This is a genomic window from Lachnoclostridium sp. An131 (genome assembly GCF_002160825.1).
Taxonomy (GTDB): Bacteria; Bacillota; Clostridia; order Lachnospirales; family Lachnospiraceae; genus Laedolimicola.
In genome coordinates this window covers 113,400-138,746 of record NZ_NFLI01000005.1, presented here as the reverse complement: position 1 = coordinate 138,746, position 25,347 = coordinate 113,400, and the positions used below count along the sequence as shown (strand labels likewise).

26 protein-coding genes are annotated in these 25,347 nt (G+C 54.3%); 21 read left to right on the top strand and 5 right to left on the bottom strand.

From position 1 onward, the window contains the following. Positions 1–193 precede the first annotated feature (193 nt). The 3 genes from B5E77_RS05620 to B5E77_RS05610 all read left to right on the top strand — a co-directional run bounded on the left by B5E77_RS05620 (position 194) and on the right by B5E77_RS05610 (position 2,295). A complete protein-coding gene (locus tag B5E77_RS05620; RefSeq protein WP_087164455.1) occupies positions 194–1,510 on the top strand; it encodes an ATP-binding protein in 1,317 nt (438 codons plus the stop codon). A gap of 70 nt (positions 1,511–1,580) precedes the next feature. Then, a complete protein-coding gene (locus tag B5E77_RS05615) occupies positions 1,581–1,886 on the top strand; it encodes a hypothetical protein (protein WP_242963631.1) in 306 nt (101 codons plus the stop codon). 37 nt (positions 1,887–1,923) lie between these two features. After that, positions 1,924–2,295 (top strand): hypothetical protein, encoded by a 372-nt coding sequence (locus tag B5E77_RS05610; RefSeq protein WP_087164392.1) that lies wholly within the window; start codon positions 1,924–1,926, stop codon positions 2,293–2,295. A 140-nt stretch (positions 2,296–2,435) separates the two neighbouring features. Here B5E77_RS05610 and B5E77_RS05605 read toward each other — a convergent pair whose 3' ends face one another. Next, on the bottom strand, positions 2,436–3,269 hold the full coding sequence (locus B5E77_RS05605; protein WP_087164391.1) for an ABC transporter permease: 834 nt from the start codon (positions 3,267–3,269) through the stop codon (positions 2,436–2,438). Continuing rightward, entirely contained in the window at positions 3,262–4,029 is a 768-nt protein-coding gene (locus tag B5E77_RS05600; RefSeq protein ID WP_087164390.1) for an ABC transporter ATP-binding protein, read from the bottom strand. Before B5E77_RS05600 ends, B5E77_RS05605 begins: the two co-directional genes overlap by 8 nt. 213 nt (positions 4,030–4,242) lie before the next feature. Between B5E77_RS05600 and B5E77_RS05595 the strand changes: the two genes are divergently transcribed. From B5E77_RS05595 to B5E77_RS05540, 12 genes are all read left to right on the top strand, one after another. Continuing rightward, positions 4,243–4,896 (top strand): response regulator transcription factor, encoded by a 654-nt coding sequence (locus B5E77_RS05595; protein WP_087164389.1) that lies wholly within the window; start codon positions 4,243–4,245, stop codon positions 4,894–4,896. A 4-nt stretch (positions 4,897–4,900) separates the two neighbouring features. Then, entirely contained in the window at positions 4,901–6,337 is a 1,437-nt protein-coding gene (locus B5E77_RS05590) for a sensor histidine kinase (RefSeq protein ID WP_087164388.1), read from the top strand. Positions 6,338–6,340: 3 nt separating this feature from the next. Further along, positions 6,341–7,168 (top strand): hypothetical protein, encoded by an 828-nt coding sequence (locus B5E77_RS05585; protein ID WP_087164387.1) that lies wholly within the window; start codon positions 6,341–6,343, stop codon positions 7,166–7,168. Positions 7,169–7,220: 52 nt separating this feature from the next. Further along, positions 7,221–8,132, top strand: a complete 912-nt coding sequence (locus B5E77_RS05580; RefSeq protein ID WP_242963630.1) for a M15 family metallopeptidase — start codon at positions 7,221–7,223, stop codon at positions 8,130–8,132. Between the two features lie 14 nt (positions 8,133–8,146). Further along, positions 8,147–8,821 (top strand): epoxyqueuosine reductase QueH, encoded by a 675-nt coding sequence (locus B5E77_RS05575; protein ID WP_087164386.1) that lies wholly within the window; start codon positions 8,147–8,149, stop codon positions 8,819–8,821. Between the two features lie 154 nt (positions 8,822–8,975). Continuing rightward, the gene (argH, locus tag B5E77_RS05570; RefSeq protein WP_087164385.1) at positions 8,976–10,364 is read left to right on the top strand and encodes an argininosuccinate lyase; all 1,389 of its coding nucleotides are present in this window, start codon (positions 8,976–8,978) and stop codon (positions 10,362–10,364) included. A gap of 125 nt (positions 10,365–10,489) precedes the next feature. Beyond that, a complete protein-coding gene (gene asd, locus B5E77_RS05565) occupies positions 10,490–11,578 on the top strand; it encodes an aspartate-semialdehyde dehydrogenase (protein WP_087164384.1) in 1,089 nt (362 codons plus the stop codon). 59 nt (positions 11,579–11,637) lie between these two features. Continuing rightward, the gene (locus tag B5E77_RS17235) at positions 11,638–12,504 is read left to right on the top strand and encodes a M15 family metallopeptidase (RefSeq protein WP_242963629.1); all 867 of its coding nucleotides are present in this window, start codon (positions 11,638–11,640) and stop codon (positions 12,502–12,504) included. Positions 12,505–12,615: 111 nt separating this feature from the next. Continuing rightward, entirely contained in the window at positions 12,616–13,248 is a 633-nt protein-coding gene (locus B5E77_RS05555) for a hypothetical protein (protein ID WP_242963627.1), read from the top strand. A 496-nt stretch (positions 13,249–13,744) separates the two neighbouring features. Then, entirely contained in the window at positions 13,745–13,963 is a 219-nt protein-coding gene (locus B5E77_RS05550) for a hypothetical protein (RefSeq protein ID WP_087164382.1), read from the top strand. A 67-nt stretch (positions 13,964–14,030) separates the two neighbouring features. Next, on the top strand, positions 14,031–15,098 hold the full coding sequence (recA, locus tag B5E77_RS05545; protein WP_087164381.1) for a recombinase RecA: 1,068 nt from the start codon (positions 14,031–14,033) through the stop codon (positions 15,096–15,098). Between the two features lie 12 nt (positions 15,099–15,110). Further along, a complete protein-coding gene (locus B5E77_RS05540; RefSeq protein ID WP_087164380.1) occupies positions 15,111–15,596 on the top strand; it encodes a regulatory protein RecX in 486 nt (161 codons plus the stop codon). Positions 15,597–15,718: 122 nt separating this feature from the next. On the opposite strand, the gene B5E77_RS05535 is transcribed toward B5E77_RS05540, so the two are convergent. Genes B5E77_RS05535 through B5E77_RS05525 form a run of 3 tightly spaced genes read right to left on the bottom strand, consistent with a single transcriptional unit; the run spans position 15,719 to position 19,297 of the window. Next, positions 15,719–18,028, bottom strand: a complete 2,310-nt coding sequence (locus tag B5E77_RS05535) for a xanthine dehydrogenase family protein molybdopterin-binding subunit (protein WP_087164379.1) — start codon at positions 18,026–18,028, stop codon at positions 15,719–15,721. 10 nt (positions 18,029–18,038) lie between these two features. Continuing rightward, the gene (locus tag B5E77_RS05530; protein WP_087164378.1) at positions 18,039–18,506 is read right to left on the bottom strand and encodes a (2Fe-2S)-binding protein; all 468 of its coding nucleotides are present in this window, start codon (positions 18,504–18,506) and stop codon (positions 18,039–18,041) included. Continuing rightward, positions 18,497–19,297, bottom strand: coding sequence for an FAD binding domain-containing protein (locus B5E77_RS05525; protein ID WP_087164377.1), 801 nt, complete (start codon positions 19,295–19,297; stop codon positions 18,497–18,499). The genes B5E77_RS05530 and B5E77_RS05525 overlap by 10 nt, the downstream gene beginning before the upstream one ends. Positions 19,298–19,579: 282 nt before the next feature. Here B5E77_RS05525 and B5E77_RS05520 point away from each other — a divergent pair, with 282 nt between their 5' ends. The 6 genes from B5E77_RS05520 to B5E77_RS05495 all read left to right on the top strand — a co-directional run bounded on the left by B5E77_RS05520 (position 19,580) and on the right by B5E77_RS05495 (position 25,332). Continuing rightward, positions 19,580–20,704, top strand: a complete 1,125-nt coding sequence (locus tag B5E77_RS05520; protein WP_087164376.1) for an ABC transporter substrate-binding protein — start codon at positions 19,580–19,582, stop codon at positions 20,702–20,704. Continuing rightward, the gene (locus tag B5E77_RS05515; protein WP_242963625.1) at positions 20,679–21,659 is read left to right on the top strand and encodes a FecCD family ABC transporter permease; all 981 of its coding nucleotides are present in this window, start codon (positions 20,679–20,681) and stop codon (positions 21,657–21,659) included. Before B5E77_RS05520 ends, B5E77_RS05515 begins: the two co-directional genes overlap by 26 nt. Further along, a complete protein-coding gene (locus tag B5E77_RS05510; RefSeq protein ID WP_087164375.1) occupies positions 21,656–22,453 on the top strand; it encodes an ABC transporter ATP-binding protein in 798 nt (265 codons plus the stop codon). The genes B5E77_RS05515 and B5E77_RS05510 overlap by 4 nt, the downstream gene beginning before the upstream one ends. Positions 22,454–22,525: 72 nt before the next feature. Continuing rightward, the gene (locus B5E77_RS05505; protein ID WP_087164450.1) at positions 22,526–22,867 is read left to right on the top strand and encodes a winged helix-turn-helix domain-containing protein; all 342 of its coding nucleotides are present in this window, start codon (positions 22,526–22,528) and stop codon (positions 22,865–22,867) included. Continuing rightward, positions 22,794–23,939, top strand: coding sequence for an NTP transferase domain-containing protein (locus tag B5E77_RS05500; protein ID WP_087164374.1), 1,146 nt, complete (start codon positions 22,794–22,796; stop codon positions 23,937–23,939). Before B5E77_RS05505 ends, B5E77_RS05500 begins: the two co-directional genes overlap by 74 nt. A gap of 64 nt (positions 23,940–24,003) precedes the next feature. Next, complete coding sequence (locus tag B5E77_RS05495; protein ID WP_087164373.1) at positions 24,004–25,332, top strand: uracil-xanthine permease family protein; 1,329 nt, start codon at positions 24,004–24,006, stop codon at positions 25,330–25,332. Positions 25,333–25,347: the final 15 nt, after the last annotated feature.

The following is a 25,347-nucleotide window of genomic DNA, read 5'->3' as shown; positions in this document are numbered from 1 at the left end:
TAAAAAAGCACGGCGCCGGGGAATACAGATAAATTATAGGGGGAATCCGGGAGGCTGTCAAGAAGATGTTCCCTTGTGCAGGATGCGCTGTTTCCTGCGTTTTCTCAGATCTGAGGTAAGGAAAAGCATGACAGGGAGAGAGAATCGAGGTATAATAGGCGAAAAGACAGACAAAGGAGACGGAGCGCAAAATATGTATAAGGAAGTAGCAAAGCTGATATTATACCGGGACCTGGGCGGGGACAGTATCCTGCGGAAGCTCTCGGGGATTTTTGAGGATTATGAAAATGGCGCCGGAAGCAGGGCGGAGCTGACGACGAGAATCTATGAGCAGATGAAGGCGCTGCTTGATCTGGCGACTCTTTATGGCTTTGACGAGAACCTCTGGCACAATTACCTGACGTTTATCCTGCTGACGAATGAAAACTCTTTCAGCATGACCAGCGAGAAGGTGGGGGCCAACGACGGCAGCGTCAACCATTTTGCAAAGGGAGATTTCCGGGTGTTTAAAAATCTGTTCGATTTTGATTTCGGCCCGATTGAGCGCGATCTGGGAATCGACTGCTTTTCGACGGTTTGCCATTATAAGGCCATCGGAAAGAAGGAACGCATGTACAATAAAAATGTCAGCGAAAAGGTACAGGCAGTAAGCCGCCAGATTGAAGGCGCAAAGGATGAGGAAGAGATTTTCCAGATTATCACGGATTTCTATAAGGCTTATGGTGTGGGCATGTTTGGCCTGAACAAAGCCTTTCGCATCCAGAGCGGCCGGGACGGTGTGGAGCTTCTCCCAATCAATAATACAGAGCGGGTTGTCCTTGATGACCTGGTTGGCTATGAGATTCAGAAGAAAAAGCTGGTGGATAATACGGAAGCGTTTGTCCGTGGGCTTCCGGCGAACAATGTGCTGCTGTTCGGAGACAGCGGCACAGGCAAATCCACGAGCATCAAGGCGATTCTGAACGAGTATTACGATCAGGGTCTGAGAATGATTGAGATCTACAAGCATCAGTTTCAGGATTTGTCTGCGGTGATTTCCCGGATTAAGAACCGGAACTACCGTTTTATCATTTATATGGACGATCTGTCCTTTGAGGAGTTTGAGATCGAGTACAAGTATCTGAAGGCGGTCATTGAGGGAGGTATGGAGACGAAGCCGGACAATGTGCTGATCTATGCTACGTCCAACCGGCGCCATATCATCCGTGAGACCTGGAGCGACCGGAGCGATATGGAGCAGGACGACGGCATGCACCGCTCGGATACCATGCAGGAGAAGCTTTCCCTGGTCGCGCGGTTTGGCGTGACTATCAGCTTCTCCAAGCCGACGCAGAAGGAATATTTCCGCATTGTGACTGAGCTGGCGAAACGGTATCCGGAGATTACGCTGTCAGAGCAGGAGCTCTGCGCGGAGGCAAACAAATGGGAGATGAGCCATGGCGGCATTTCCGGGCGGACGGCGCAGCAGTTTATCAATTATCTGGCGGGCCGGAAGAGGGAAGAGGGCTGAAGGACAGGAGAGCAGAGACAGCAGGAGCAGCGGCCCCGGCAGGCGGGAGCTGCTGCCGGAAAGGAGCCTTATGGGAGAAAGCATGGAAAAAAGCCCGGTGCTTGACTGGAGTATGGAAGAGCTTTGGAGACGCATCGGGGAACGCCAGCATCAGACCTTTTATACGGCGAAGGGACTTCCGTTTACCTATGAAATACGGGGCGGAGAGATGGTGGTTGACCGGAGGATGAAGACAATTACCAGGGCTACGATGAGCCGCGCCCTGGAACGGATCCAGGAGAACCCGGCGGCCATCACCGGACCGAAATCGCTGAATCTCTTTGGAGTGCCTTATATTCTGGCGGTGCTGAGAGCCTTGCAGGATGAAAACAGCTGATTGAGTCATAAATTTTCAGATACGGGAGATAAATACTATGGAATTTAAGACAGAATATTCGTTTACGCTTCCAAGAGGATACGTGGATAGTGATGGAAATATTCACAGGACAGGAGTGATGCGTCTGGCAAATGCCGCAGATGAGATTTTGCCGCTTAAGGATCCGAGAGTGCAGCAGAATCCGGGATATCTGACAGTGCTTCTTCTTTCCCGGGTGATAACGAAGCTGGGAAATCTTCCGTCTGTAGATACGCATGTGATTGAAGGGCTCTATACAATGGATCTGGCATATCTTCAGGATATGTATCAGAGAATCAACAGCATGGATGGTCCTGTCTATAAAGGCATATGTCCTCACTGTGGAAAGAGAGTGGACATTCCCATAAGCTTTATGGAAGAGACGGAATAATCCGGTACCGGTCTGAGAGAATTAAGAGAGGAAATAGTTTAACTCCAGACAGGTTTTTATCCGGGCAGCCTTTGACAGGGAGGCGCGAAAGCGCCTCCTGATTGTTCGGTACGGTTCTGTCAGCTTCTGCAGGCAGCGTATCATACATTTTTGTGTGCGGAAGCCTGTTCCGGAAGCTGAGATTTTTTCAGGTACAGCCTTTCCGCCATATTCAGGCACTGGTACAGGCACATGGCCAGAATACAGAGAATCACGATGGACATCAGCACCAGGTCGAGCTGAAAGACCTGGCTTCCGTAAATGATGAGGTATCCCAGTCCCTCCCGGCTTCCGATAAATTCGCCGATGATGACGCCGACGAGGCAGAGGCCGATGTTGACCTTCATGGTGTTCAGAAAGACGGGTACGGATCCGGGCAGAATAACCTTGGAGAGTACGTCCTTTTTTCGACCGCCCAGGGTATAGATGAGCTTTGCTTTCTCCGGATCTACCTCCTGAAAGCCGGTGTAAATCGTAAGAATGCTTCCGAACACGGCTACAGACATGCCGGCGACTATGATGGTCCGCATGTTGGCGCCCAGCCATACGATAAGGAGCGGAGCCAGGGCTGATTTTGGCAGGCTGTTCAGCACCACCAGATAGGGCTCCAGGATCCGGGACAGGGACCGGCTCATCCACAGCAGCACCGAGATCAGGATGCTGACGGCAAAGACAAGGAAAAAGCTTATCAGAGTTTCCAGAAGCGAAATGCCGGTGTGCCGGAAGATGGAGCCGTCTGCCGCCATGGAGAGAAAGGCTTCGGCGACCCGTGTGGGGCTGCTGAAGATAAAGGCGTCGATTAGATTCAGCCTGGCGCTTGCCTCCCAGAGAAGGAGGAAGGCCAGAAAAATCAGAATGCGGACCAGGGTGACGGTCCGCATTTTTTGCTGCCGTTTTTTTAAGAAACGCCGCTGGGCGGCGGAGGGTTCAGGCATGGGTGTTCAGCTCCTTCCATATAAGATTGAAATACTCCTGAAATTCAGGCGCGCTCCGGGTCTGCATGGGCGTCCGCTTCTCCATGGAAAAATGGATGGGGACTTCTTTTTGTATCTGCCCGGGGCGGCTCGTAAGCACGAGGATCTGGTCGGCGACGCTGATGGCCTCCGAGAGATCGTGGGTGACAAGAATGGCAGTTTTCTCTTCCTTTTTGATGATTTCATAGATATCGTCGCAGACGGAAAGCCGCGTCTGATAATCCAGAGCGGAAAAGGGCTCATCCAGAAGCAGCAGGTCCGGCTCCAGGGCCAGAGTGCGGATCAGGGCGGCTCGCTGGCGCATGCCGCCGGAGAGCTGCGAGGGCCTGGCGCCGCGAAATTCCGAGAGGCCGTAGGTCTCCAGCATGGAATCGACGCTTTTCAGGCGCTCAGGCGTCATTTTTTTCTGTATTTCCAGACCCAGCACTACGTTGCTGTAGATGGTGCGCCATTCAAAAAGGTGATCCCTTTGCAGCATATAGCCGATATTGGCCCGGGCCTCCTTAAGCGGGAGGCCAAGAAGGGAGATGCTTCCTTCTTCCGGTACAAGAAGACCGCAGATAAGGGAAAGCAGCGTAGATTTGCCGCATCCGCTGGGCCCCACGATGGCAAGAAATTTTCCGGCTTCCAGTGAAAAAGAGATATCGGAAAGCGCCGGGGTTTCGCCCTCTGCCTCATGATAGGAGAAGCTGACATGAGAAAGCTTCAGCAGGGGATTCATGGAAATGCCTCCTTTTTTGTTTTTCCAGAGCCATACAGGCTTGTGCCGCCAGAGCAGGCGAGCGTCTGAAGCGGCGAAAGCTGCGGCCCTTTGTCTGATATATTTTATGAAGCCTTTTCCCTTTTGTGAGTGATGCAAATATGATACAATCGTGATGCAGAATAGACATAGTTCCCGGCAGGGGAAAGTCTGACAGATGAGAGGGGCATGACAATGATACGGATTCTGGTGGTAGAGGATGAACAGGCAATTTCCAATCTGATAGTGGTCAATCTGAGGAAGGCTGGCTATGCATGCGACTGCGTTTATGACGGCATGGCGGCTGCAGACGCGCTGGAGGGGAAGCCCTATGATTTGATTCTTCTGGACGTGATGCTTCCCAGGGTGGACGGATATGAGCTGATGAGCTATATCGCGCCTCTGGAGATTCCGGTTATCTTTCTGACCGCAAAGGCTTCCGTGACGGATCGGGTAAAGGGGCTTCGGCTCGGGGCGGATGATTATCTGACAAAGCCCTTTGAAATCATTGAGCTTCTGGCCCGTGTGGAGACGGTTCTGCGCCGCTATCATAAGACGGAGCAGATTCTCACAGAAGGGGATTTGGTGATTGATACGGCTTCCCGGACTGTGAAAAAGAACGGAGTTCCAGTGAATCTGACCAAGAAGGAGTATGAGCTGCTGCTCCTGTTTGTACGGAATAAAAATATCGCGCTGTACCGGGAGACCATCTATGAGCGGATTTGGGGCGGAGAGTATATGGGAGACAGCCGGACGGTTGATCTCCATGTGCAGCGCATGAGAAAAAAGGTAGGCTGGGAAGACAAAATTGTGACCGTATATAAGGTGGGCTACCGTCTGGAGGGATAGTAACGTGAAATTTTCCTGGAAAATCTGTGTATCAGTTCTGGCGTTTACCCTGCTCGTCACGGGAATCGGGGGGTATGCCCTGCTGTCGGCCCTGTTTCAGTCCAGCTGGCAAAGAGAGGTGAAGAATGCAGCGGAGGAAAACCGGATGCTGCAGTATTCCTTTGCGGCCTACTGGAGCACTACGGCCCGGGAACGGAATTCCGGCTATCTGGAGACGGATGTGCGCAGGGCTGCCCAGGCCATGAAGGAGGGAATGACGGGCACAGAGCTGAGCTTCCGCATATACAGTCAGGATGGGACAGAGCTGTACGCAAGCGAATCCGGGGAGCTGCTCGGAGAAGATGACAGGCAGCGGCTTCACGGCGCTGTCTCAGAGGACACCAGCGGGCGGATCCTGGTGCGGTCAGGAGAAAGCTATGAGCTGGTTACGGCCAGCGGTATCCTGATGGAGGATGGAACTGTGCTCTGCCTGGAGAGTGGAAGGGATGTGACGGCTCTTTTTGCAGACCGGGAAAACCAGTACGCCATATACCGGCGCTGGATGGCAGGCCTTCTTCTTCTGGAAGGGCTGGGCTGCTATCTGATTGCCGTATGGCTTCTGCGGCCCTTAAGAAGGCTTTCAAGGGCGGCCAGGCGGCTTGCAGGAGGAAGCCTTGAGGTACGGGCACGGGTAGAGACAGAGGATGAGGTCGGACAGCTGGCGGCGGACTTTAATCATATGGCAGACAGCCTGGAGAGGCAGTTTAAGGAGCTGGAGGATGCAGCCCGCAGGCAGGAGGATTTTATCGGGAGCTTTGCCCATGAGCTGAAAACACCGCTGACCTCCATGATCGGCTATGCAGATATGCTCCGTACCAGAGAAATGAGCCAGGAAGAGCGTTTTGAGGCGGCAAACTACATTTTCAGGGAAGGAAAGAGGCTGGAGGCCCTGGCCTTCAAGCTCCTGGATCTGATGGTGCTCCGCCATGGAGAGCTTCAGAAACGGCCCGTAAGCGTCCGGTGGCTGGCGGAGGAGCTTCAGGGCGTAATGAGGCCCTCCCTGGAACAGGCAGGGATCAGGCTGAAGGTTATCATGGAGGACGGGCAGGCGCTGCTGGAACCGGATCTGATGAAAACAGTGCTTTTAAACCTGATGGACAACGGGCGGAAGGCTATGGAACAGGGAGGGCTCCTGTATCTCTTAGGACGGAGGGAAGCAGACGGCTTTGCCTTCTATGTGAGAGATACCGGGAAAGGAATACCGGAGAAAGAGCTTTCCAGGATTACGGAAGCCTTCTATATGGTGGACAAATCGCGAGCCAGGCGGCAGGGCGGCGCAGGCCTGGGGCTTTCTATCTGCGCAGAGATTGTAAAGCAGCACGGGGGGAAGCTGAGCTTTCAAAGCATGGAAGGGAAGGGAACCTATGCGCGGGTCTGGCTTCCGGACGGACAGGAGGAATAGCAGATGAAAAGAAAGAATGTCAGAGCCTGTGCAGCGGCAGGGATTCTCCTCTTTTTTGCGGCGGCAGTCAGCTTTGGGCTTCCCGGTTTTCTGTTTCGATGGCAGGATGAGAAGCTGGAGGGACAGGTCTCCCAGGAGGAGGCGGCGCAGGTGGTTCTCACCGATCAGCCGGAGCTTACGATTGTGGAGAAGGTCCGGCTGATGCGCCGGGAATCCTCCTATTCCATGCTGCTTGATAAGGGAAGAATTTACAGCCAGGATACCATCGAGGACAGAATTCTGCAGGAGCTTGACACCCTGCAGGAGCTGGGGATTCTAAGCGGAGAGCTGGGAAAGGTGGATGCGTTTTCTATGGAGGCCAGCTTTATGATGGATGTAGAAGGAGAGGATTCCGCAGTGTTCTGGACAGGAGAGCTGTTCACAGATGAAGGAAGAATTCTGAGTGTGACGGTGGACGATGAGACGGGCAGGATTCTGGAGCTGAGCTGCAGCGGAGAAACGGAGGCAGGGGCCGATGAGGCAGACAGTCTGATTTCCGGCTGGGGAGAGTATCTGGGCTGTCATGTGGCCTCATCAAGCGTGACGCCGTTTCCGGAATCAGACGGGGCAGGCGGGGAGAATCTGGCAGAGTTTGAAAAGGAGATAGAGAAAAAGATGTCCGGCGGCCTGTCGGAGCAGGAGGCCCGCGAGAACGTCAGGGAGGCCTGGGGAATGGAGGAGCCTGGCTTTTCTGCTTCGGTATATTACGGCGATGAGAGCGGCTGGGAGATGGGCTATCAATTTCAGGCAGAGCCTCTTTATGGAGGAAGCATGCAGATTTGGGCTGAATGATGCATTTCTGATACAACCCCTTTGTACCATAGGCTTAAGGGGTGAGAGGAACATGAAAAATCAGGAATGGCAGGAAGAAAAGAACAGCCGGAGGGAGTACAGGCACAGAGAGCACAGGCACGAGGAGCAAAGGTACGGAGAGCAGAGACGCCGGAGACGGCAGAGAGAGCTGCGCAGAAAGATTCTGGGGTTTTGCCTGTTTACCTTTCTGCTGGGAGTATTGTTTGGAAAAATCGTCTTTGCAAAGGAAACGGGGCTTCTGGCCCAGGCACAGGAACGGATGTCCATGGCAGGAGAAGGTTCTGCGGGCGAAGGCTCCGGGGACAGAGGCGGAAAGGCAGAAGCAGGCGCGGGATATGACGGGGACAGCGCCCGGGGAGAGCTTTCAGAAAATTACAGTTCGAACGACTGGAGGCTTACGCTGGTAAATGCGTCCCACCCCGTGGAAGAGGGATATGCCCCGGAGCTTGCAGAGATTGAAAATAATTATGATTTTGACGCCAGGGCAGTGTCCTTTCTTCAGGAGATGCTTGCCGATGGAAGAAAAGAAGGTCTTGACTTTTGGGTATGTTCGGCTTATCGTACCATAGAGAAGCAGACAGAGCTCTATGAGGATAAGGTGCGCCGCCTGGAGGCGGAAGGCATGAGCCATACAGCGGCTCTCAGAGAGGCCGGAACCGTGGTGGCTTACCCGGGAACGAGCGAGCACAATCTCGGGCTGGCTGTAGACATCGTAGCCAGAGATTATCAGATCCTGGATGAGAAGCAGGAGCAGACAGCGGAGCAGCAGTGGCTGATGGAAAACTGCTGGAAATACGGCTTTATCCTGCGCTATCCTACGGATAAGACGGAAGAGACGGGAATTATCTATGAGCCCTGGCATTACCGGTATGTGGGAGAGAAGGCCGCGCGGGAGATTATGGAGCGGGGAATCTGTCTGGAGGAATATCTGGGAGAGGCTTAAAGCAGGGAGAGAATATGAATCAGATAAATTATCAGAAGGAACTGGATAAGCTCATTCAGGAGCTGGAGGCGCAGGGCCGCGTTCCGCGCCTTCTGCTTCACAGCTGCTGCGCGCCCTGCAGCAGCTATGTGCTGGAATATCTGTCGAACTATTTTTCCATCACAGTCTTTTATTATAATCCGAATATCTATCCGCCGGAGGAATTTGGGAAGCGGGTGGAGGAGCAGCAGCGCCTGATCGGAGAGCTGCCGGTAAAGCATCCGGTCTCGTTCCTGGAAGGCCCTTACGAGCCGGAACGCTTTTATGATATGGCCCGGGGGCTGGAGGCGCTTCCCGAGGGAGGGGAGCGGTGCTTTCGCTGCTACCGCCTGCGGCTGGAAGAGGCGGCCCAGATGGCCCGGGCCGGAGGCTTTGACTATTTTACGACAACGCTGTCCATCAGTCCGCTGAAGAACGCCCAGAAGCTCAATGAGATTGGCGCGTATCTGGCGGAGGAATACAAGGTTCCGTATCTGTTCAGCGATTTCAAGAAGAAAAACGGCTACAAGAGATCGACAGAGCTTTCGGCGCAGTACGGGCTGTACCGGCAGGATTACTGCGGCTGTGTGTTCTCGCTGCGGGAACGTAAGAAACAGGGGCAGGCCGGCTCTGTCTTGGAATTTTCTGCCCAGATGCCCGGAAATTCTTGAATCTGTTTTCCAACTGTGCTACTATGAAAACCAGTCAGACACCCGCGTACGCGTGTGTGCAGGATGAGTATGCCGCATTCGCAGACGATAAAGCGAGAAGGATGGGCTGTCCTGGGACGTGCGCGGGAATAAAAGCACAAGTGAGGGAACGCATATGGCACAGCTTTGGGGAGGCCGTTTCACCAAGGAGACGGACAAGCTCGTATACAATTTCAATGCATCGATTTCATTTGATAAAAAGTTTTATAAGCAGGATATGCAGGGCAGCATGGCTCATGTGAAAATGCTTGCGAAGCAGGGAATCCTGACCGAGGAGGAGAGGGACGCCATCCTTGCCGGGATCGAAGGGATCCTCGCGGATGTGGAAAGCGGGAAGCTGGAGATTTCTGACGAATATGAGGACATTCACAGCTTTGTGGAGGCTGTGTTGATTGACCGGATTGGCGACGCCGGAAAGAAGCTCCATACCGGGCGCAGCCGCAACGATCAGGTAGCTCTGGATATGAAGCTTTATACAAGAGATGAGATTGAGGAGATCGATGGGCTGGTACGGGAGCTGCTGGCAGTGCTTCTGCGTCTCATGAAGGAAAATACGGAGACCTTCATGCCGGGCTTTACCCATCTTCAGAAGGCCCAGCCGATTACGCTGGCTCACCATCTGGGCGCTTATTTTGAAATGTTTAAGCGGGACAGGGGCCGCCTCCATGATATTTATGAAAGAATGAATTACTGTCCGCTCGGATCGGGCGCACTGGCGGGAACCACCTATCCGCTGGACCGGGAATATACGGCTGAGCTTCTCGGCTTTGCAGGCCCGACGCTGAACAGCATGGATTCTGTGTCAGACAGGGATTATCTCATCGAGCTTCTGTCGGCTCTGTCTACAATTATGATGCATCTGAGCCGTTTCTCAGAGGAGATCATCATCTGGAATACAAACGAGTATCGGTTTGTGGAGATTGACGACGCCTACAGCACGGGCAGCAGCATCATGCCCCAGAAGAAGAATCCGGATATCGCTGAGCTGGTGCGTGGCAAGACAGGCCGTGTTTATGGGGCGCTCATATCCCTGCTCACGGCTATGAAGGGCCTGCCTCTGGCATACAATAAGGATATGCAGGAGGATAAGGAGCTGACCTTTGACGCCTTCGACACGGTGAAGGGCTGCCTGGCGCTTTTTACCGGAATGCTGGATACCATGAAATTCAACCGGGACGTCATGGAAGAAAGCGCGAAGAAGGGCTTTACAAATGCGACGGACGCGGCGGATTATCTGGTAAACCACGGCGTGCCCTTCCGCGACGCCCACGGAATCATCGGACGCCTGGTGCTTTACTGCATCGAGCAGAACAAGGCGATTGAGGAGCTTTCCCTGGAAGAGCTGAAAGCAGTCAGCCCTGTCTTTGAGAAGGATATCTATGACGCAGTCAGCATGGACACCTGTGTGAATAAGCGCCTGACTCTCGGAGCGCCTGGCAGGGCAGCCATGGAGCAGGTGATTGCTCTGAATGAGAAATGGATGGAGGAGCATCCGGCTCTGTAGGTTGGGACTGCAGCTTGCTGTCCTGCGAAAAAATACTTGCATTTTTGCATAATCTGCGGTAGTATACTTTAAGATAAAGACATATGTCCGCGATATAAAGACATAAACAGAGGAGTGTATGAAAAATGAGCGAGAAACTGAGAGTGGGAATCTTAGGCGGAACTGGTATGGTAGGACAGAGATTTATTTCTCTGCTGGAGAACCATCCCTGGTTTGAGGTGGTGACGATTGCTGCCAGCGAAAGAAGCGCAGGAAAAACCTATGAGGAGGCTGTAGGCGGCCGCTGGAAGATGGATACGCCGATGCCGGAAGCGGTAAAAAATATCGTTGTCATGAATGTAAACGAGGTAGAGAAGGTGGCGGCAGGCGTGGACTTTGTGTTCAGCGCTGTAGATATGACAAAGGATGAGATCCGTGCCATCGAGGAGGCCTATGCAAAGACGGAGACTCCGGTTGTGTCCAATAACAGCGCGCACCGCTGGACGCCGGACGTGCCGATGATGATTCCGGAAATCAATGCGGATCACGCGAAGATTATTGAGAAGCAGAAGGAGCGCCTGGGCACACAGAGAGGCTTTATCGCTGTGAAGCCAAACTGCTCGATCCAGTCCTATACGCCGGCTCTGGCAGCCTGGAAGGAGTTCGAGCCCTATGAGGTGGTGGCTACGACGTATCAGGCGATTTCCGGAGCAGGAAAGACCTTTAAGGACTGGCCGGAGATGGTGGAAAACATTATTCCCTATATCGGCGGCGAGGAAGAGAAGAGCGAAAAGGAGCCGCTGCGTGTTCTGGGAACCCTGGAAGACGGTGAAATCCGCCTTGCGAAGGAGCCGGTGATTACCTGCCAGTGCATCCGTGTTCCTGTCCTGAACGGCCATACGGCGGCAGTATTTGTAAGGTTCCGCAGGAAGCCCACAAAGGAGCAGCTGATTGAGAAGCTGCGTTCCTTCCGGGGACTGCCTCAGGAGCTGGAGCTTCCCAGCGCGCCGAAGCAGTTTATCCAGTATCTGGAGGAGGATAACCGCCCCCAGGTGAAGCTGGATGTAGATTACGAGAACGGAATGGGCGTATCCATCGGACGTCTGCGTGAGGATCACGTATATGACTGGAAGTTTGTGGGTCTGTCCCACAATACAGTCCGCGGAGCGGCCGGCGGAGCGGTGCTCTGCGCGGAGCTTCTGAAGGCTCAGGGCTATATTGCGGCAAAGCAGTAGGCTTCTGACATGCCGGTAAGCTTTTTGGCTTGCTCAGCGAAATCGAGGTAAAAGCATATATGAGTAAAAAAGGTGTAAAAATGGTCATTTCTGCCGCAGGAATGGCCATTTGCCTGTTATGCGGCAGCTGCGGTGGCCCCGGAACAAGGGAGAGCGCGGCAGGAAGCGCAAGCCTTTCAAAGGGCGCAGGCCTTCCGCTTTCAGAAGCCTTCCGGGAGGTTCGGGAAGAGCAGGAGGAGCGTGAGATTCAGGAGGCGCAGGAGCGGGCGGCCCGGCTGGAATATTACCATGTCTGTGACTCTGGAACCATAGTAGAGGACGCGCTCACAGAGGAAGAGACGGCGTCACTGTTTGATTCATCGGAGATTTCGGATGAGGTTTTTGCGCGCATGGACGGAGTCTCTTATGTGGAAAATGATAATATTGCACTTTCGGAGCTGAGGTACCTGCGCATGCTCTATATGGGCTTTGACGGACAGCCCCATGTAGGAGAAATGGTGGTAAATGAACAGATTGCGGATGCAGTGCTTGAGATTTTCCGCGCTCTTTATGATAACGGATATCCGATAGAGAAAATGCGTCTGATCGACGAGTACGGCGGAGACGACGACGCATCCTGCCTTGACAACAATACTTCCTGCTTTAACTACCGTGTAGTAGAGGGGAGCACCCACCTCTCCCGGCATGCCTTTGGCATGGCCATTGACATCAATCCTTTTTACAACCCCTATGTAACATGGGAAAACGGTGTGGAACACAGTTCTCCTCCCGGAAGCGAGCCTTATGCGGACCGCTCATGGGAGTTCCCTTATAAAATCGGCGGAGAGGGGGATCTCTGCCTGGAGCTTTTTGAAGAATACGGCTTTACCTGGGGAGGAAACTGGAGAACGCTGAAGGATTACCAGCATTTTCAGATGGATTCATAAAAAAATAATTTTTTGTAGCAAAACAGGCTTTTTCTTCGTTATTACTTATAGATAGAGAAAATAGATAGAGAAAAGCAGGGGAACGGCAAAGAAGACGAAGGAGGAGTGGGTATGAAGAAAAAGCATGCGGTTTTGGTTCTGCTGCTGGCGCTCCTGATGACGGCAGCGGGCTGCAGAGATAAAAAGGAAGAGTTTTTAGCGGAAAAGCCAGTGATCTACCTTTATCCGGAAAAAGCAGAGGAGGTCAGCGTCTGGCTGGATTATGAAGGAGAGCTGACCTGCACCTATCCGGCTTATGAGGACGGCTGGCATGTGATAGCCCGTCCGGACGGCACGCTGCAGAATCTGCGGGACGGAAAGGAGTATTCCTATCTGTTCTGGGAAGGAGTCACGGATGCACAGTATGATATGAGCAGCGGTTTCGTGGTGAAGGGGGAAGCTACGGCAGAGTTCCTTCAGGAAAAGCTGGCTGCGCTGGGCCTTTTACCGGAGGAATACAATGAATTTATCGTATACTGGCTGCCGCAGATGGAAAGGAATCCCTGGAACCTGATTACGTTCCAGACAGATGCGTATACCAGTCAGGCCGCTCTGCATATTGAGCCGGAGCCGGACAGTATTATCCGGGTATTTATGGCTTACTGCCCTTTGGAGAAGCCGATAGACGTGCCGGAGCCTGTGCTGCATACGATGCCCAGGAAAGGGTTTACCGTCGTGGAGTGGGGCGGCACAGAGGTGAAATAGAAGTATAAAATATAAAGAAATGTAAATACAAAGAAAGACGTAGACAGCGCCGGCACACCTGGGATATGAAGCCTATGGTATGCTGGCGCTGTTCAGTCTGACTTCCTGAAACAAAAAGGGAAGGTAGGTTTGGTTAACAGGAAATAAGGATAAATTTGTAAAAAACAGTTGATTTGTTTCTGGATTCGTGATATTCTGCACATATCAGCAAATCTGCTGATTCAAAGGAGAATTTCTCTCCATGATTTCCAGTTTGCAAACGGAGCGGCACAAAAGATAGGGGTTTTTGAAAAGAGAACGTTGAAACTTTATGCAATCTTTTATAAAATGGAGGAGGAAAACAGTTGCATAAAACTTTAAGAGAATTAACGCTGCTGGACAGATTTCTGTTCGATCAGACGATGGACTGTCCGGAAAATTCACAGTTTTGTTCAAAAGATAAGATCCAGCGAGGAAATGGGAGTGAAGTATATGCAGGCATGGGAAGAGAAAGCGCTTGAAAGACTGGCAGGGAAAGCAGAGGGAAAGGCAGAGGGGAAAGGCGGAAAGTGTCATAGAGCTTCTGGAGGAGCTGGGCCCGGTGCCGGAAGAGCTGCGGGAAAAAATTCTGGAAGAAAAGGATCCGGATGCTCTGAAGAACTGGCTGAAGCTGGCGGCAAGGTCGGCTTCCGTGGAAGATTTCTGCTTTCTGCTTGACAGAGGCGGGAAAATATAATAAGATAGAATCCAGAAAACGAACAGACATTCGAAAATAAATCTGGAAGAGGGATAAGGAGAAGTAAATGGTTAAGGAAGAAAAGCTGAAAGCGCTGGATGCGGCGCTGGCTCAGATCGAGAAGCAGTTTGGAAAGGGCTCCGTCATGAAGCTGGGTGACAAGGGAGCCAATATGCAGATAGAGACGACGCCTACAGGCTGTCTGAGCCTGGATCTGGCACTGGGACTGGGCGGCATTCCCAAGGGAAGAATCATAGAGGTGTATGGTCCGGAGTCCAGCGGTAAGACGACGGTGGCTCTTCATATGGTGGCGGAGGTGCAGAAGCGCGGCGGTATTGCAGGCTTTATCGACGCGGAGCATGCGCTGGATCCCGTATATGCAAAGAACATCGGAGTGGACGTGGATAATCTCTATATTTCTCAGCCGGATAACGGAGAGCAGGCTCTTGAGATTGCGGAAACCATGGTGCGCTCGGGCGCTGTGGATATCATTATCGTAGATTCTGTGGCGGCTCTGGTTCCGAAGGCAGAGATTGAGGGCGATATGGGAGACGCCCATGTGGGTCTGCAGGCACGTCTGATGTCCCAGGCGCTGAGAAAGCTGACGGCAGTCATCAGCAAGTCGAAATGTACGGTGATTTTCATCAACCAGCTCCGTGAAAAGGTGGGCGTAATGTTTGGAAATCCGGAGGTGACCACAGGAGGCCGGGCTCTGAAATTCTATTCTTCCATCCGTATGGATGTGCGCCGGATCGAGACGTTGAAGCAGGGCGGAGAGATTGTCGGAAACCGTACGCGGATTAAGGTTGTGAAGAATAAGATTGCGCCGCCGTTTAAGGAAGCAGAGTTTGATATCATGTTTGGTGAGGGAATTTCCAGAGAGGGAGATATCCTGGATCTGGCGGCCAATACAGGCGTGGTGAATAAGAGCGGAGCCTGGTATGCCTACAATGGGGAAAAGATCGGACAGGGCCGCGAGAATGCGAAGCTGTATCTGAAGCAGAACCCCGCAGTCTGCGAGGAGATCGAGGAAAGGGTGCGGGAAGGCTTTGGCCTCGATTCTGCGAAGTCAGAAGGAGAGACAGAGGATAAGGCAGCGAAGGAGAAGTCTGCGGAAAAGTCTGCAGATAAGTAGCGGTGAAAGGAAATGAGAGAGAGACAGCCGCAGAGAGAAAACGAAAAATCAGGAGATATCAAGCGTGCCAGACACAGGGCTCTCTATATTCTGGAGCGCAGCGACAGGACGGAGCAGGAGCTTCGTGCAAAGCTGGAGCGCAGCTATAAGCCGGAGGCTGTGGAGGACGCGGTAGCCTATGTAAAGAAATACCACTATCTGGATGATATGCGGTACGCGGTGAATTACCTGAACAGCCGTGGGCGCGTCAAGAGCCGCCGCCAGGTGGAACAGGAGCTTCTCTACAAAAAAGGCATTTCAAAAGAGATTCTGGAAGAAGCGCGCCTGGAGGCGGAGCCTCAGGATGAAAGAGAACAAATCCGGCGCTGGATGGAGAAAAAACAGATCCAGCCGGAGACGGCGAGCCAGGAGGAGCTGCGAAAATTTTATCTGTTTCTGATGCGCCGGGGGTTTCGAAGTGAAGATATTCTGAGTGAGATCAGGCTCTCAGGCTCCTGATCGGACATCGAAAGCAAAAATACGGGCAGAACCTTTTTATTTTGTGGTTCTGCCCGTTTTGCAATTCGACATATTTCTCTGCTCTGTTGTCTGTGATACATGCCCTGGTCAATTCAAGACAGCTATCGGAGATTGTTCTGTGTTTTTTCCAATGAAAGCGCAATCTTTTCCGGAGTGATAGGAAGCTCTCTGTGCCATACGCCAGTTGCCCGGTAGATGGCATGAGCCAGGGCCGGCGCAGGAGTATTGATGACGATCTCTCCGATGGATTTCGCGCCGAAGGGTCCGGTAGGCTCATAGCTGTGCTCAAATTCCACATGCAGGCGGCCCATGTCGAGACGGGTGGGCAGCCTGTACTGCATAAAGGAGGAACCGATGGGCCTGCCGTTGTGATCGTAGCGCACATCCTCCATCAAAGTGTGTCCGATTCCCTGGACGATGCCTCCCTCGGTCTGAATCCGGGCCAGAGCGGGATTGATGGGGATGCCGCAGTCTACCACGGCCATGTAATCCAGAATCGTTACCAGGCCGGTTTCTTTGTCCAGCTCGATCTCCACCATTCCCACCATATAGGGAGGCGGGGAGACCGGAGAGGAATGGCTTGCGGTGGCTTCGGCTGCCTGCGTGTTAAATACCTGCGATTTGTAGGCGACGTCCTCCAGGCTGACCGTTTCCTCCGTGCCGATCCGCCGTACCTGAGAACCCTCAAATACCATTTCTGAGGCGTCACAGTTCAGGATTTCTGCAGCGATGGAGCAGATCTTTTCCTTCAGCTCCGCACATGCCTTTTCCACAGCTTTTCCGGTGATGTAGGTGGTAGAGGAAGCGTAAGAACCGGAATCATAGGGGGAAGCGTCCGTATCTGCCCCAAAGACAGCCACGTCTTCCACGTCGCAGTCCATACATTCGGCGACCATCTGCGCCAGAATCGTGTCGCATCCGGTTCCCATATCGGCCGCGCCGATGACCAGATTATAGGTTCCGTCTTCACTGAGCTTGACAGTGGCGGAGCCCACGTCCACGTGAGAAATACAGGAGCCCTGCATGGCCATGGCGACGCCGGCAGCCCGTACCTTGCCGTTTCCCATGTCGCGGACGGGATATTTTTCATCCCAGTGGAACATGCTCCGGCAGTGCTCCATACAGCGGTCCAGAGCGCAGGCATTGGCGGTTTCGTTGTAGTAGGCAGGCATTTCCATGCCTTCTTTTACCATGTTTTTATCGCGGATGATGGTGGGATCCATGCCAAGCTGCTCCGCAAGCTCGTTTACAATGGATTCCAGCGCGAAGATGCCCTGGGTAGCTCCGTAGCCACGGTACGCGCCTGCCGCCTGAAGATTGGTGTAGACCACGTCATAGCTGAAGCGGTAGGCCTCCAGGCCGCCCGTATACAGAGGGATGGCTTTGTGGCCGGAAAGCCCTACGGTGGTGGGGCCATGCTCGCCGTAAGCGCCGGTATTGGAAAGCGTATAGAGATCAATACAGCGGATATGCCCGTCTTTGTCTGCCCCGAGCCGTATGCGGATTTCCATCTCATGCCGGGGAGAGCCGGCAATCTGGGATTCCTCCCGGGTATAAATCAGTTTTGCCGGCCGGCCGGTCTTCATGGTTACGAAAGCCGGATAGACCTCGCAGACAGCTGTCTGCTTGGCGCCGAAGCCGCCTCCGATCCGGGGCTTTTCCACACGGATTCTGCTTTTGGGAATGCCAAGAGCCCGGGACAGGATCCTGCGGCAGTGGAATACGATCTGGGTGGAGGAGATCACGTGAAGCCTGCCGTAACGGTCCAGCTCAGTATAGGTGCGGAAGGTCTCCATCATAGCCTGGCTGAAGGCTTTGGTGTGATAGGTGCGGTCCAGGACAATGTCACAGTCTGCCAGCACCGTTTCCACATCTCCGTCTCCGTTCACCTCGCTGGCTACGAGGTTGCGCCGGGGATCCCCGCCTACCTGGCAGGGAGGAAACCAGTCGTCCTCCGGGTGGACCAGAATAGGATTGTCTTTGGCTTTCCGGAAATCCAGCACAGGCTCCAGAACCTCATATTTTACTTTGATCAGTTTCATGGCCCGAAGCGCGGCCTTTTCCGTCTCGGCTGCGATGATGGCCACCGGGTCTCCCACGAAGCGGACGTGCCGATCCAGAATCAGCCGGTCATAGGGAGAGGGTTCTGGGTAGGTCTGGCCTGCGATGGCAAACCGGTTTTTTGGGACATCCTCCCAGGTATAGACGGCAGCTACGCCGGGCACCTTCAGGGCCGCTGCGGTATTGACTTCCTGAACCATGGCGTTTGCATGGGGGGAGCGCAGAAGTTTGACCACCAGCGCCTGGTTCGGGGTGATGTCGTCCGTGTAGACAGGTTTCCCCAGCAGAAGCTGCATAGCGTCTTTCTTGCGGACAGGTTTATTGATAGATTTATATTCCTTATGTTCCATGGCTGCCTCCTTATACGCTGCCCTGCTTCTTACGGCTGTCCAGATAACTTCGGATTCCCCGGAGCTGTCCGTCATAGCCGGAGCAGCGGCACAGGTTTCCTGCCAGATAAGAGCGGATCTGGTCATCGGTGGGATCGGGGATCTCGCGCAAAAGAGCAATGGTATTCATAACGAAACCAGGATTACAGAAACCGCACTGGTCTGCTCCCTGGTCGGCGATGAACCCGGCGAAATCCGCAGCCTCCTCCTGCAGTCCTTCCAGCGTGTCGATTTTATGGCCTGCGGCGCGGGCAGCCAGAATGGAGCAGGAAAGGATGGGACGTCCGTCCATCAGCACGGTGCACAGGCCGCAGCCCGAGGTTTCGCAGCCGCGCTTGACGCTGTAGCAGCCGTGTGCCCTTAAAAAATCGATGAGAAGCAGGCCGGGTTCGATGTTGTCGGTGACGGGCCTGCCGTTCAGTGTAAGCTTCAGTTCCATTCCTGCATTCCTCCCAGTTCCAGAGCGCTGCGCCTTGTCAGCACGTTGATAAGATGCGTCCGGTAGGCCGCGCTTCCGCGGACGTTGCTTCCGGTGGGCGCCTTGCCGGCCGCATACGCGGCGAAGGCGCTGGCGCTTTCTTCCGTGATGCCGTCCCGCAGAATTCCCTGTTCATCCCGGATCACTATAGCCCGGGCAGGCCGTGCGCCGATGACGGCCCGGTATTCGCCCTCTACCCTGGACAGGGCGCAGGTGAGAACAGGAAAGTCCGTGCGCTGATTGCGCATGGCCTGATAGACAAAGCTTCCGGGTCTTTTGCGAATCAGAACCCGGACAAGGATATCATTGTCATGCTTCATGGCTGCAAATTCTTCCAGAGGTACGATGCCTCCCTTGTACAGCTCCACAGAAGTGTCCATGGACAGCAGCAGGGTCAGTACATCGGAGAAGCCGAAGCGTCCCCAGACACTGCCGCCTATCGTGGCCATATTCCGGAACTGTACGCCAATGATGTCCTGAACCGCATGAGCGGCGGCATGGCCGGTATAGGCGTTCAGGTCCGGGTGCAGCTCAAGCTGGCGCAGAGTCACCATGGCACCGATGGAAAACTGCTCGTCGGTCTCTTCGATGGTATCCAGGCCGAGGCGGCATAGATCGATGGCGGTTCCCACCGTATTTCTGGCCATTTTCAGCCACAGCATGCCGCCGATGATGCGGCCGCTCCGTTTTTGGTTCAGCTGGTATGCTTCCTCCAGGCTTTCTGCCTGGACGTATTTTTGAATATTGATCATGGTATGTATTTCCTTTTGCCGGGCAGCGGAAAACCAGAGCGCTTGGCTCGCCTGTTCCGGGCCTGGACGTGTGCAGCGCAGGCATAGGAAAGCCCACTGCTTTCTGGCACGCCGCGCTGTGTGACAACAGTAATTCAGCCATGCAGCTTTTCCAGAAGGTGTCAGTCAAGTCCGCATGGCTCTATCCGATATTATTATATCAGTATGTCTTGATTTTGGAAAGAGGAATTGCTATAATCCCGTTGTAGTTTTAAAACAATAACGATAAGGAGAAATAAGGTTATGAAGAAAATACTTTCCCTGCTGCTTGCCCTGTCCATGGCGCTGTCTCTGGCGGCCTGCAGTCCGAACCAGCCTGAGACAGAGAACGGAGTGGCTGCTTCTGAAGAGACTGCTGCGGAGGAAACGGCGGAAGAAACATCTGAAGAAGCAAATGACGCGGAAGCTGCGGCTTCGGAGACAGACAGTGCGGCAGATACCGCTGCAGAAGTGGTTTATCCGGTTACTGTGACTGATCAGGCGGGCCGTGAAGTGGCGATTGAGGAAGAACCTCAGAAGCTTGTGAGCGGCTATTACATTTCTACCAGCCTTCTGATTGCCCTGGATCTGGATGAGAAGCTGGTGGGCATTGAGGCGAAGGCGGATACCCGCTCGATTTATCATCTCAGCGCGCCGGAGCTTCTGGAGCTTCCGAGCGTGGGAACGGCAAAGGAATTTGATCTGGAGGGCTGTGCGGCACTGGAGCCGGATCTGGTGATTCTGCCCATGAGCCTTCAGGATACAGCCGGTACGCTGGAGGAGCTCGGCATTCAGGCCCTGGTGGTAAATCCGGAGGATCAGGAGCTGCTGAGCGAAATGATCAGCCTGATTGGAACTGCGACGAACACGAAAGACCGGGCCCAGTCTCTTCTGGACTTCACGTCGGAGCAGGAGGCGCGTCTTGCGGAAGCTCTGGCGGATGTGGAGACGCCCAGCGTCTATCTGGCAGGAAATTCTTCCCTGCTGTCTACTGCGGGAGACGCCATGTATCAGTCCGATATGATCCGGATGGCGGGCGGTGTAAACGCAGCCGCTGAGATTACCGATACCTACTGGGCAGAGATAAGCTATGAACAGCTTCTGGCCTGGGATCCGGAATACATCGTTCTGGCGTCTGACGCGGACTACACAGTGGATGACGTTCTGGCAGATCAGAATCTGGCGGAATGCACTGCCGTGGTGAATGGAAATGTCTATCAGATTCCCGGAGACGCGGAAGCCTGGGACAGCCCTGTACCCAGCGGAATTCTGGGAGCGGTATGGCTTTCCTCCGTTCTTCATCCCGAGGAGTGCCCGGAAGCAGACAGCGCGGCTGTGATAGATGAATATTATGAGACATTCTATGGATTTACCTACAGTGAAAACTAAGTCTTTCTGTGCAGCCGGAGCGGCTCTGATGATCGCTCTGGCTGCCGCCAGTTTATTTGTGGGAAAGTACCCGCTGTCCATCGAAGGACTGCTTAAGGGTGACCCGATGCAGCTGCGGGTATTCTGGACTCTCCGGGCCAGCCGCACGATTGTGGGAATCGCCGGCGGCTTTGCTCTGGGTGTGGCAGGCTTTGTCTATCAGACGGTATTCCGGAATCCTCTGGCGTCCCCCGACGTGATAGGCGTCTCCTCCGGAGCCAGCGCAGGGGCGGCGGCCGGAATCCTGTTTCTGTCAGGCGCCGCCGCAGTGACGGCTTCAGCCTTTGCAGGGGCTCTGGCAGCGGTGGGCCTTGCCCTGGCGCTCTCGTCTCTGGACCGGGCCGGGAAAAACAGCACCATCGTGCTGGCGGGCATCGCGGTCCATTCCCTGGCTCAGACAGCTCTGATGTGCCTGAAGCTTACAGCGGATCCGGAACGGGAGCTGGCGTCTATCGAATACTGGATTATGGGAAGCCTGAACGGGATCAGCGGATACTCCATCGGCGGAAATATTGCGCTCTGTATTCTGTGCCTGATTCTGCTGTTTCTTCTGCACCGGCAGATTATCCTGCTGTCTGCGGAGGAGGGAGAGGCCCGGATGCTGGGCGTCCATGTGGGAAGACTGCGGCTTGCGGTGCTTCTGATCGCCACGCTTACCGTTTCCTGCATCGTCAGCCTGTCAGGCCTTATCAGCTTTGTAGGGCTTTTGGCTCCCCACGGCGCCAGACTGCTGACAAAGCGGAACAGCGCCGGGACCATGCTGCTTGGGGGACTGCTTGGAAGCATCCTTCTGACCGGCGCCGATATTCTGGCGCGCAGCGCCGCGTCCACAGAGCTTCCTGTGAGCATTTTCACAAGTCTGCTGGGAGCGCCGTTTTTGATTTTTCTGATTATCCGCGGGAGGCAGAGGACATGAGTTTCTTTTCTGTAACAGATTTGACTGCCGGATACGGCGGGAAGCCAGTCATAGACAGGATTTCTTTTGAGCTGGAGGCGGGCTGCCTTCTGGGGCTTCTGGGAGCAAATGGAAGCGGAAAAACCACCCTTTTAAAGTCGATATGCGGAATTCTGCCCCACAGGGGCAGCTGCGTTCTGGAGGGGAGCGTTCTGGAACAGCTGTCTCCCCGGGAGCTTGCCGGACGGTGCAGCTACGTTCCCCAGCGGAGCGGAATATCCATCGATCTTTCCGTTCTGGATGTGGTGCTGATGGGCTTCAATCCCAGGCTTGGTCTGCTGGAATACCCTTCCGGAGATATGAAGGAACGGGCGCGGAAGGCTCTGGCCCGTGTGGGACTTGGGGGCAGAGAAGAGGAAAATTATCTGCATCTGAGCGAAGGGCAGAAGCAGCTGTGCATTCTGGCCCGTACGCTGGCGTCGGAAGGAAGGCTGCTTCTTCTGGATGAGCCGGAAAGCGCGCTGGACTTCCGTTACCGGTATCAGATGCTGGATCTTCTCCGGGGCTGGGTCAGGGAGGAAAAGCGGGCGGTTCTGGCGGCCCTTCACGATCCTTCCCTTGCGCTGAATTACTGCGACAGACTGCTTCTTCTGGCGGATGGAAAGGTCCTGGCTGTTTTAAAGCCCGGGACCGATGCATTGAACAAAATGGAAGAGGAGCTTGGCGTCCTCTATGGGCGCGTCAGCCTGCAAAGATGCAGAGACAAAAGCGGGCGGGAACAGCTTGTGATGCTGAAAGAACCGGAAACGGAATAAAATGCGGGGATGCAGGGGACTGAAAACAGAGTCCTGTATTTGAAAAGCATGGATCTGAAAACGGAGAAAACGATGAAGGCAGTTACAAAAATTATATTTTTAGATGAAAACGGAGAAAAGTTTTTCGGAGAGGGGCCCTGCCGTCTGCTCCATGCCGTGGCGGAGACCGGATCCCTGCGGGCGGCTGCGCTGTCCATGGGGATGGCCTATACCAAGGCGCTTAAAATTCTGAAAAACGCAGAACAAGCTCTGGGCTTTGCTCTGACGGAGAGAACGGCGGGAGGAAAGGACGGCGGAGGAAGCCGTCTCACGCCGGAAGGAAAGGAGTGGCTGGAGCGCTATGAAGCATACCGCGACGCCTGCATACAGGCTGACAGAAAACTGTATCTGGAATTCTTTCCGGAGCAGCGGTAAACGCCATCTGATCCTGACGGGCGGAAGGGGAAGCGGGAAAACCACATTGCTTTCCGGCCTATCCCGGCTGCTGTCTCCGTCTGCTCCCCTGCCGGGAGTGGAGACCTGGGCGGAGCCCGGACGGGCTGTGTGGCTGAGAGACCGCCTGACAGGAGAGACTGTGCAGGTGGGACGCTTTGATGCTTCTCTGCCTGGCAGGGAAAACCGGATGCGGCCGCTGCAGGAAGGATTCCGGGAGTCCGGCGTCCGGATGCTGCGGCGCTGCATGGAGGAAAAGAGCGGGTGGGCAGTCATTGATGAGATAGGCTATCTGGAATCCGGCTGCCTGGAATACTGCGAGGCGGTCCGTGAGCTCATGGAGCGGAAACGGACTGCGGCAGCCGTGCGCAGCCAGGAGCTTTCGTTTCTGACAGAGCTGCGCAGCCGCCCGGATGTGTTTCTGGTAAACCTGGACGAGCCTTTTGGAAAGCTGGGCTGTGTGATTATGGCCTCGGGCCTTGGAAAACGCTTCGGCGGAAACAAGCTGATGGCGGAGTTTGAGGGAGCGCCGCTGATTCAGAGGACGCTGGATGCCACGGAAGGAATCTTTGCCGGGCGCGTGGTGGTGACGCGGCACAGAGAAGTGGAAGAGCTGTGCCGGAGACAGGGGGTTCCTGTGGTCTTTCACGCTCTTCCTCACCGCAGCGATACGGTGCGTCTGGGACTGGAAGCCCTGAGCGGCCGGGAGGCAGAGAGTACAGAGACGGAAGCAGGGGAGCGGCTGTATGGCTGCATGTTCTGCCCGGGGGATCAGCCGCTGCTGCGCCGGGACACGGTGGCCTCGCTGGCGCTCTGCGCGGCTTCCGGGCCGGAATCTATCTGGCGGCCGGCCTGGAAGGGCTGTGAGGGCTCTCCCGTGCTTTTTCCCAGATGGACGTTTGAAGAACTGCTGACGCTCCCTGAGGGGAATGGCGGAGGCTTTGTGGTAAAGAAGTATCCGGAGCGGGTGCGGACGGTTCCCGTACAGGATGAATGGGAGCTTCAGGATGTGGACTGCCCCGCAGATTTGGAACGGCTGGCAGAAAAATGTTGATTTGTATCCTCTTTTCCTATATACTGTCACATATTGGAGTATGATTGAAAGAGAGGGACTATGAATGAATAACTCTACCCAGGCAAATGCCGAACTTATGAGGTTTGACGGCAAGCCCTCCTGGGGCGCTGCCTTTCCCCAGGCGATGCAGCATGTTCTTGCCATGCTCATCGGCAACATTACCCCGCCCATGCTGATTGCAGGGATCTGTGGCCTGAGCCCGGAGGAACAGATTATGCTGACGCAGGCAGCCATGATCATCGGTGGAATCACTACGCTGCTGCAGCTGTTCCCGGTCTTTGGCTTCGGCATGAAGCTGCCCAATGTCATGGGTGTGGCTTTCGCTTACATGCCGATCCTGACAATTATCGGCGCTAACTATGGCATTGCGGCAATCTTCGGTTCCCAGCTGGTGGCCGGCTTTGTGTCCATTTTCATTGGTATGTTTATCGGAAAGATCCGGCGCTTCTTCCCGCCGATTGTCAGCGGCACGGTGGTGATGAGCATTGGCCTTTCCCTGTATCAGACAGCAATTAACTACATCGGCGGCGGTTCTGCAGCCCAGAGCAATGGAACCTTCGGTTCAGGAAAATTCTGGATTCTGGCTATCCTTACGCTGGTTGTGACGCTGGCCTGCAACTTCTTCGGCAAAGGGCTCCTGAAGGCGTCTGGCATGCTGATTGGTATTATTGTGGGTTACATAGCGGCGCTGATTATGGGGAATGTGGTCAGCTTTGCGGATCTTCAGACTGCATCCTGGTTTGCGCTGCCCCGTCCGTTTTACTTTGGCCTGGAATTTCATCCTGACGCCATTCTCATGATGATCCTGATGTATGTGGTTCAGGCTGTACAGACCATCGGAGACGTATCATCCACGACGATGGGAGGTTTTGGCCGTGAATGTACGGACAAGGAGCTTGGCGGCGCCATCAAGGGCCAGGGATTGTGCGGTATGATCGGAGCCTGCATCGGCGGCCTTCCCACAGACCCCTACAGCCAGAATGTGGGACTGATCTGCACTACAAAGGTAGTGGCGAGAAGAGTGTTCACTATGGTAGGCGTGATCATGCTGGTAGCAGGCGTTTTCCCGAAATTCAGCGGACTGATGGCGACGATTCCGCAGCCTGTGCTGGGCGGCGCCACGGTGACGGTATTTGCGGCTATTACCATGTCCGGTATTCAGCTTCTGAACGAACAGCCTATGAATTACCGCAACAGGATGATTGTAGGAATCGCGCTTGCTCTGGGAATCGGCATTGATGCGGCTCCCGAGATTCTGCAGTTTGTACCAGAGCTTTTGAACAATATTTTCGGAAGCTCCCTGATGGTATCCTTCCTGATTGTATTTGTCCTGAATATTATTATTCCGAAGGACGATTCCCCGGCGGAATAAAAAATGCTTTTACAG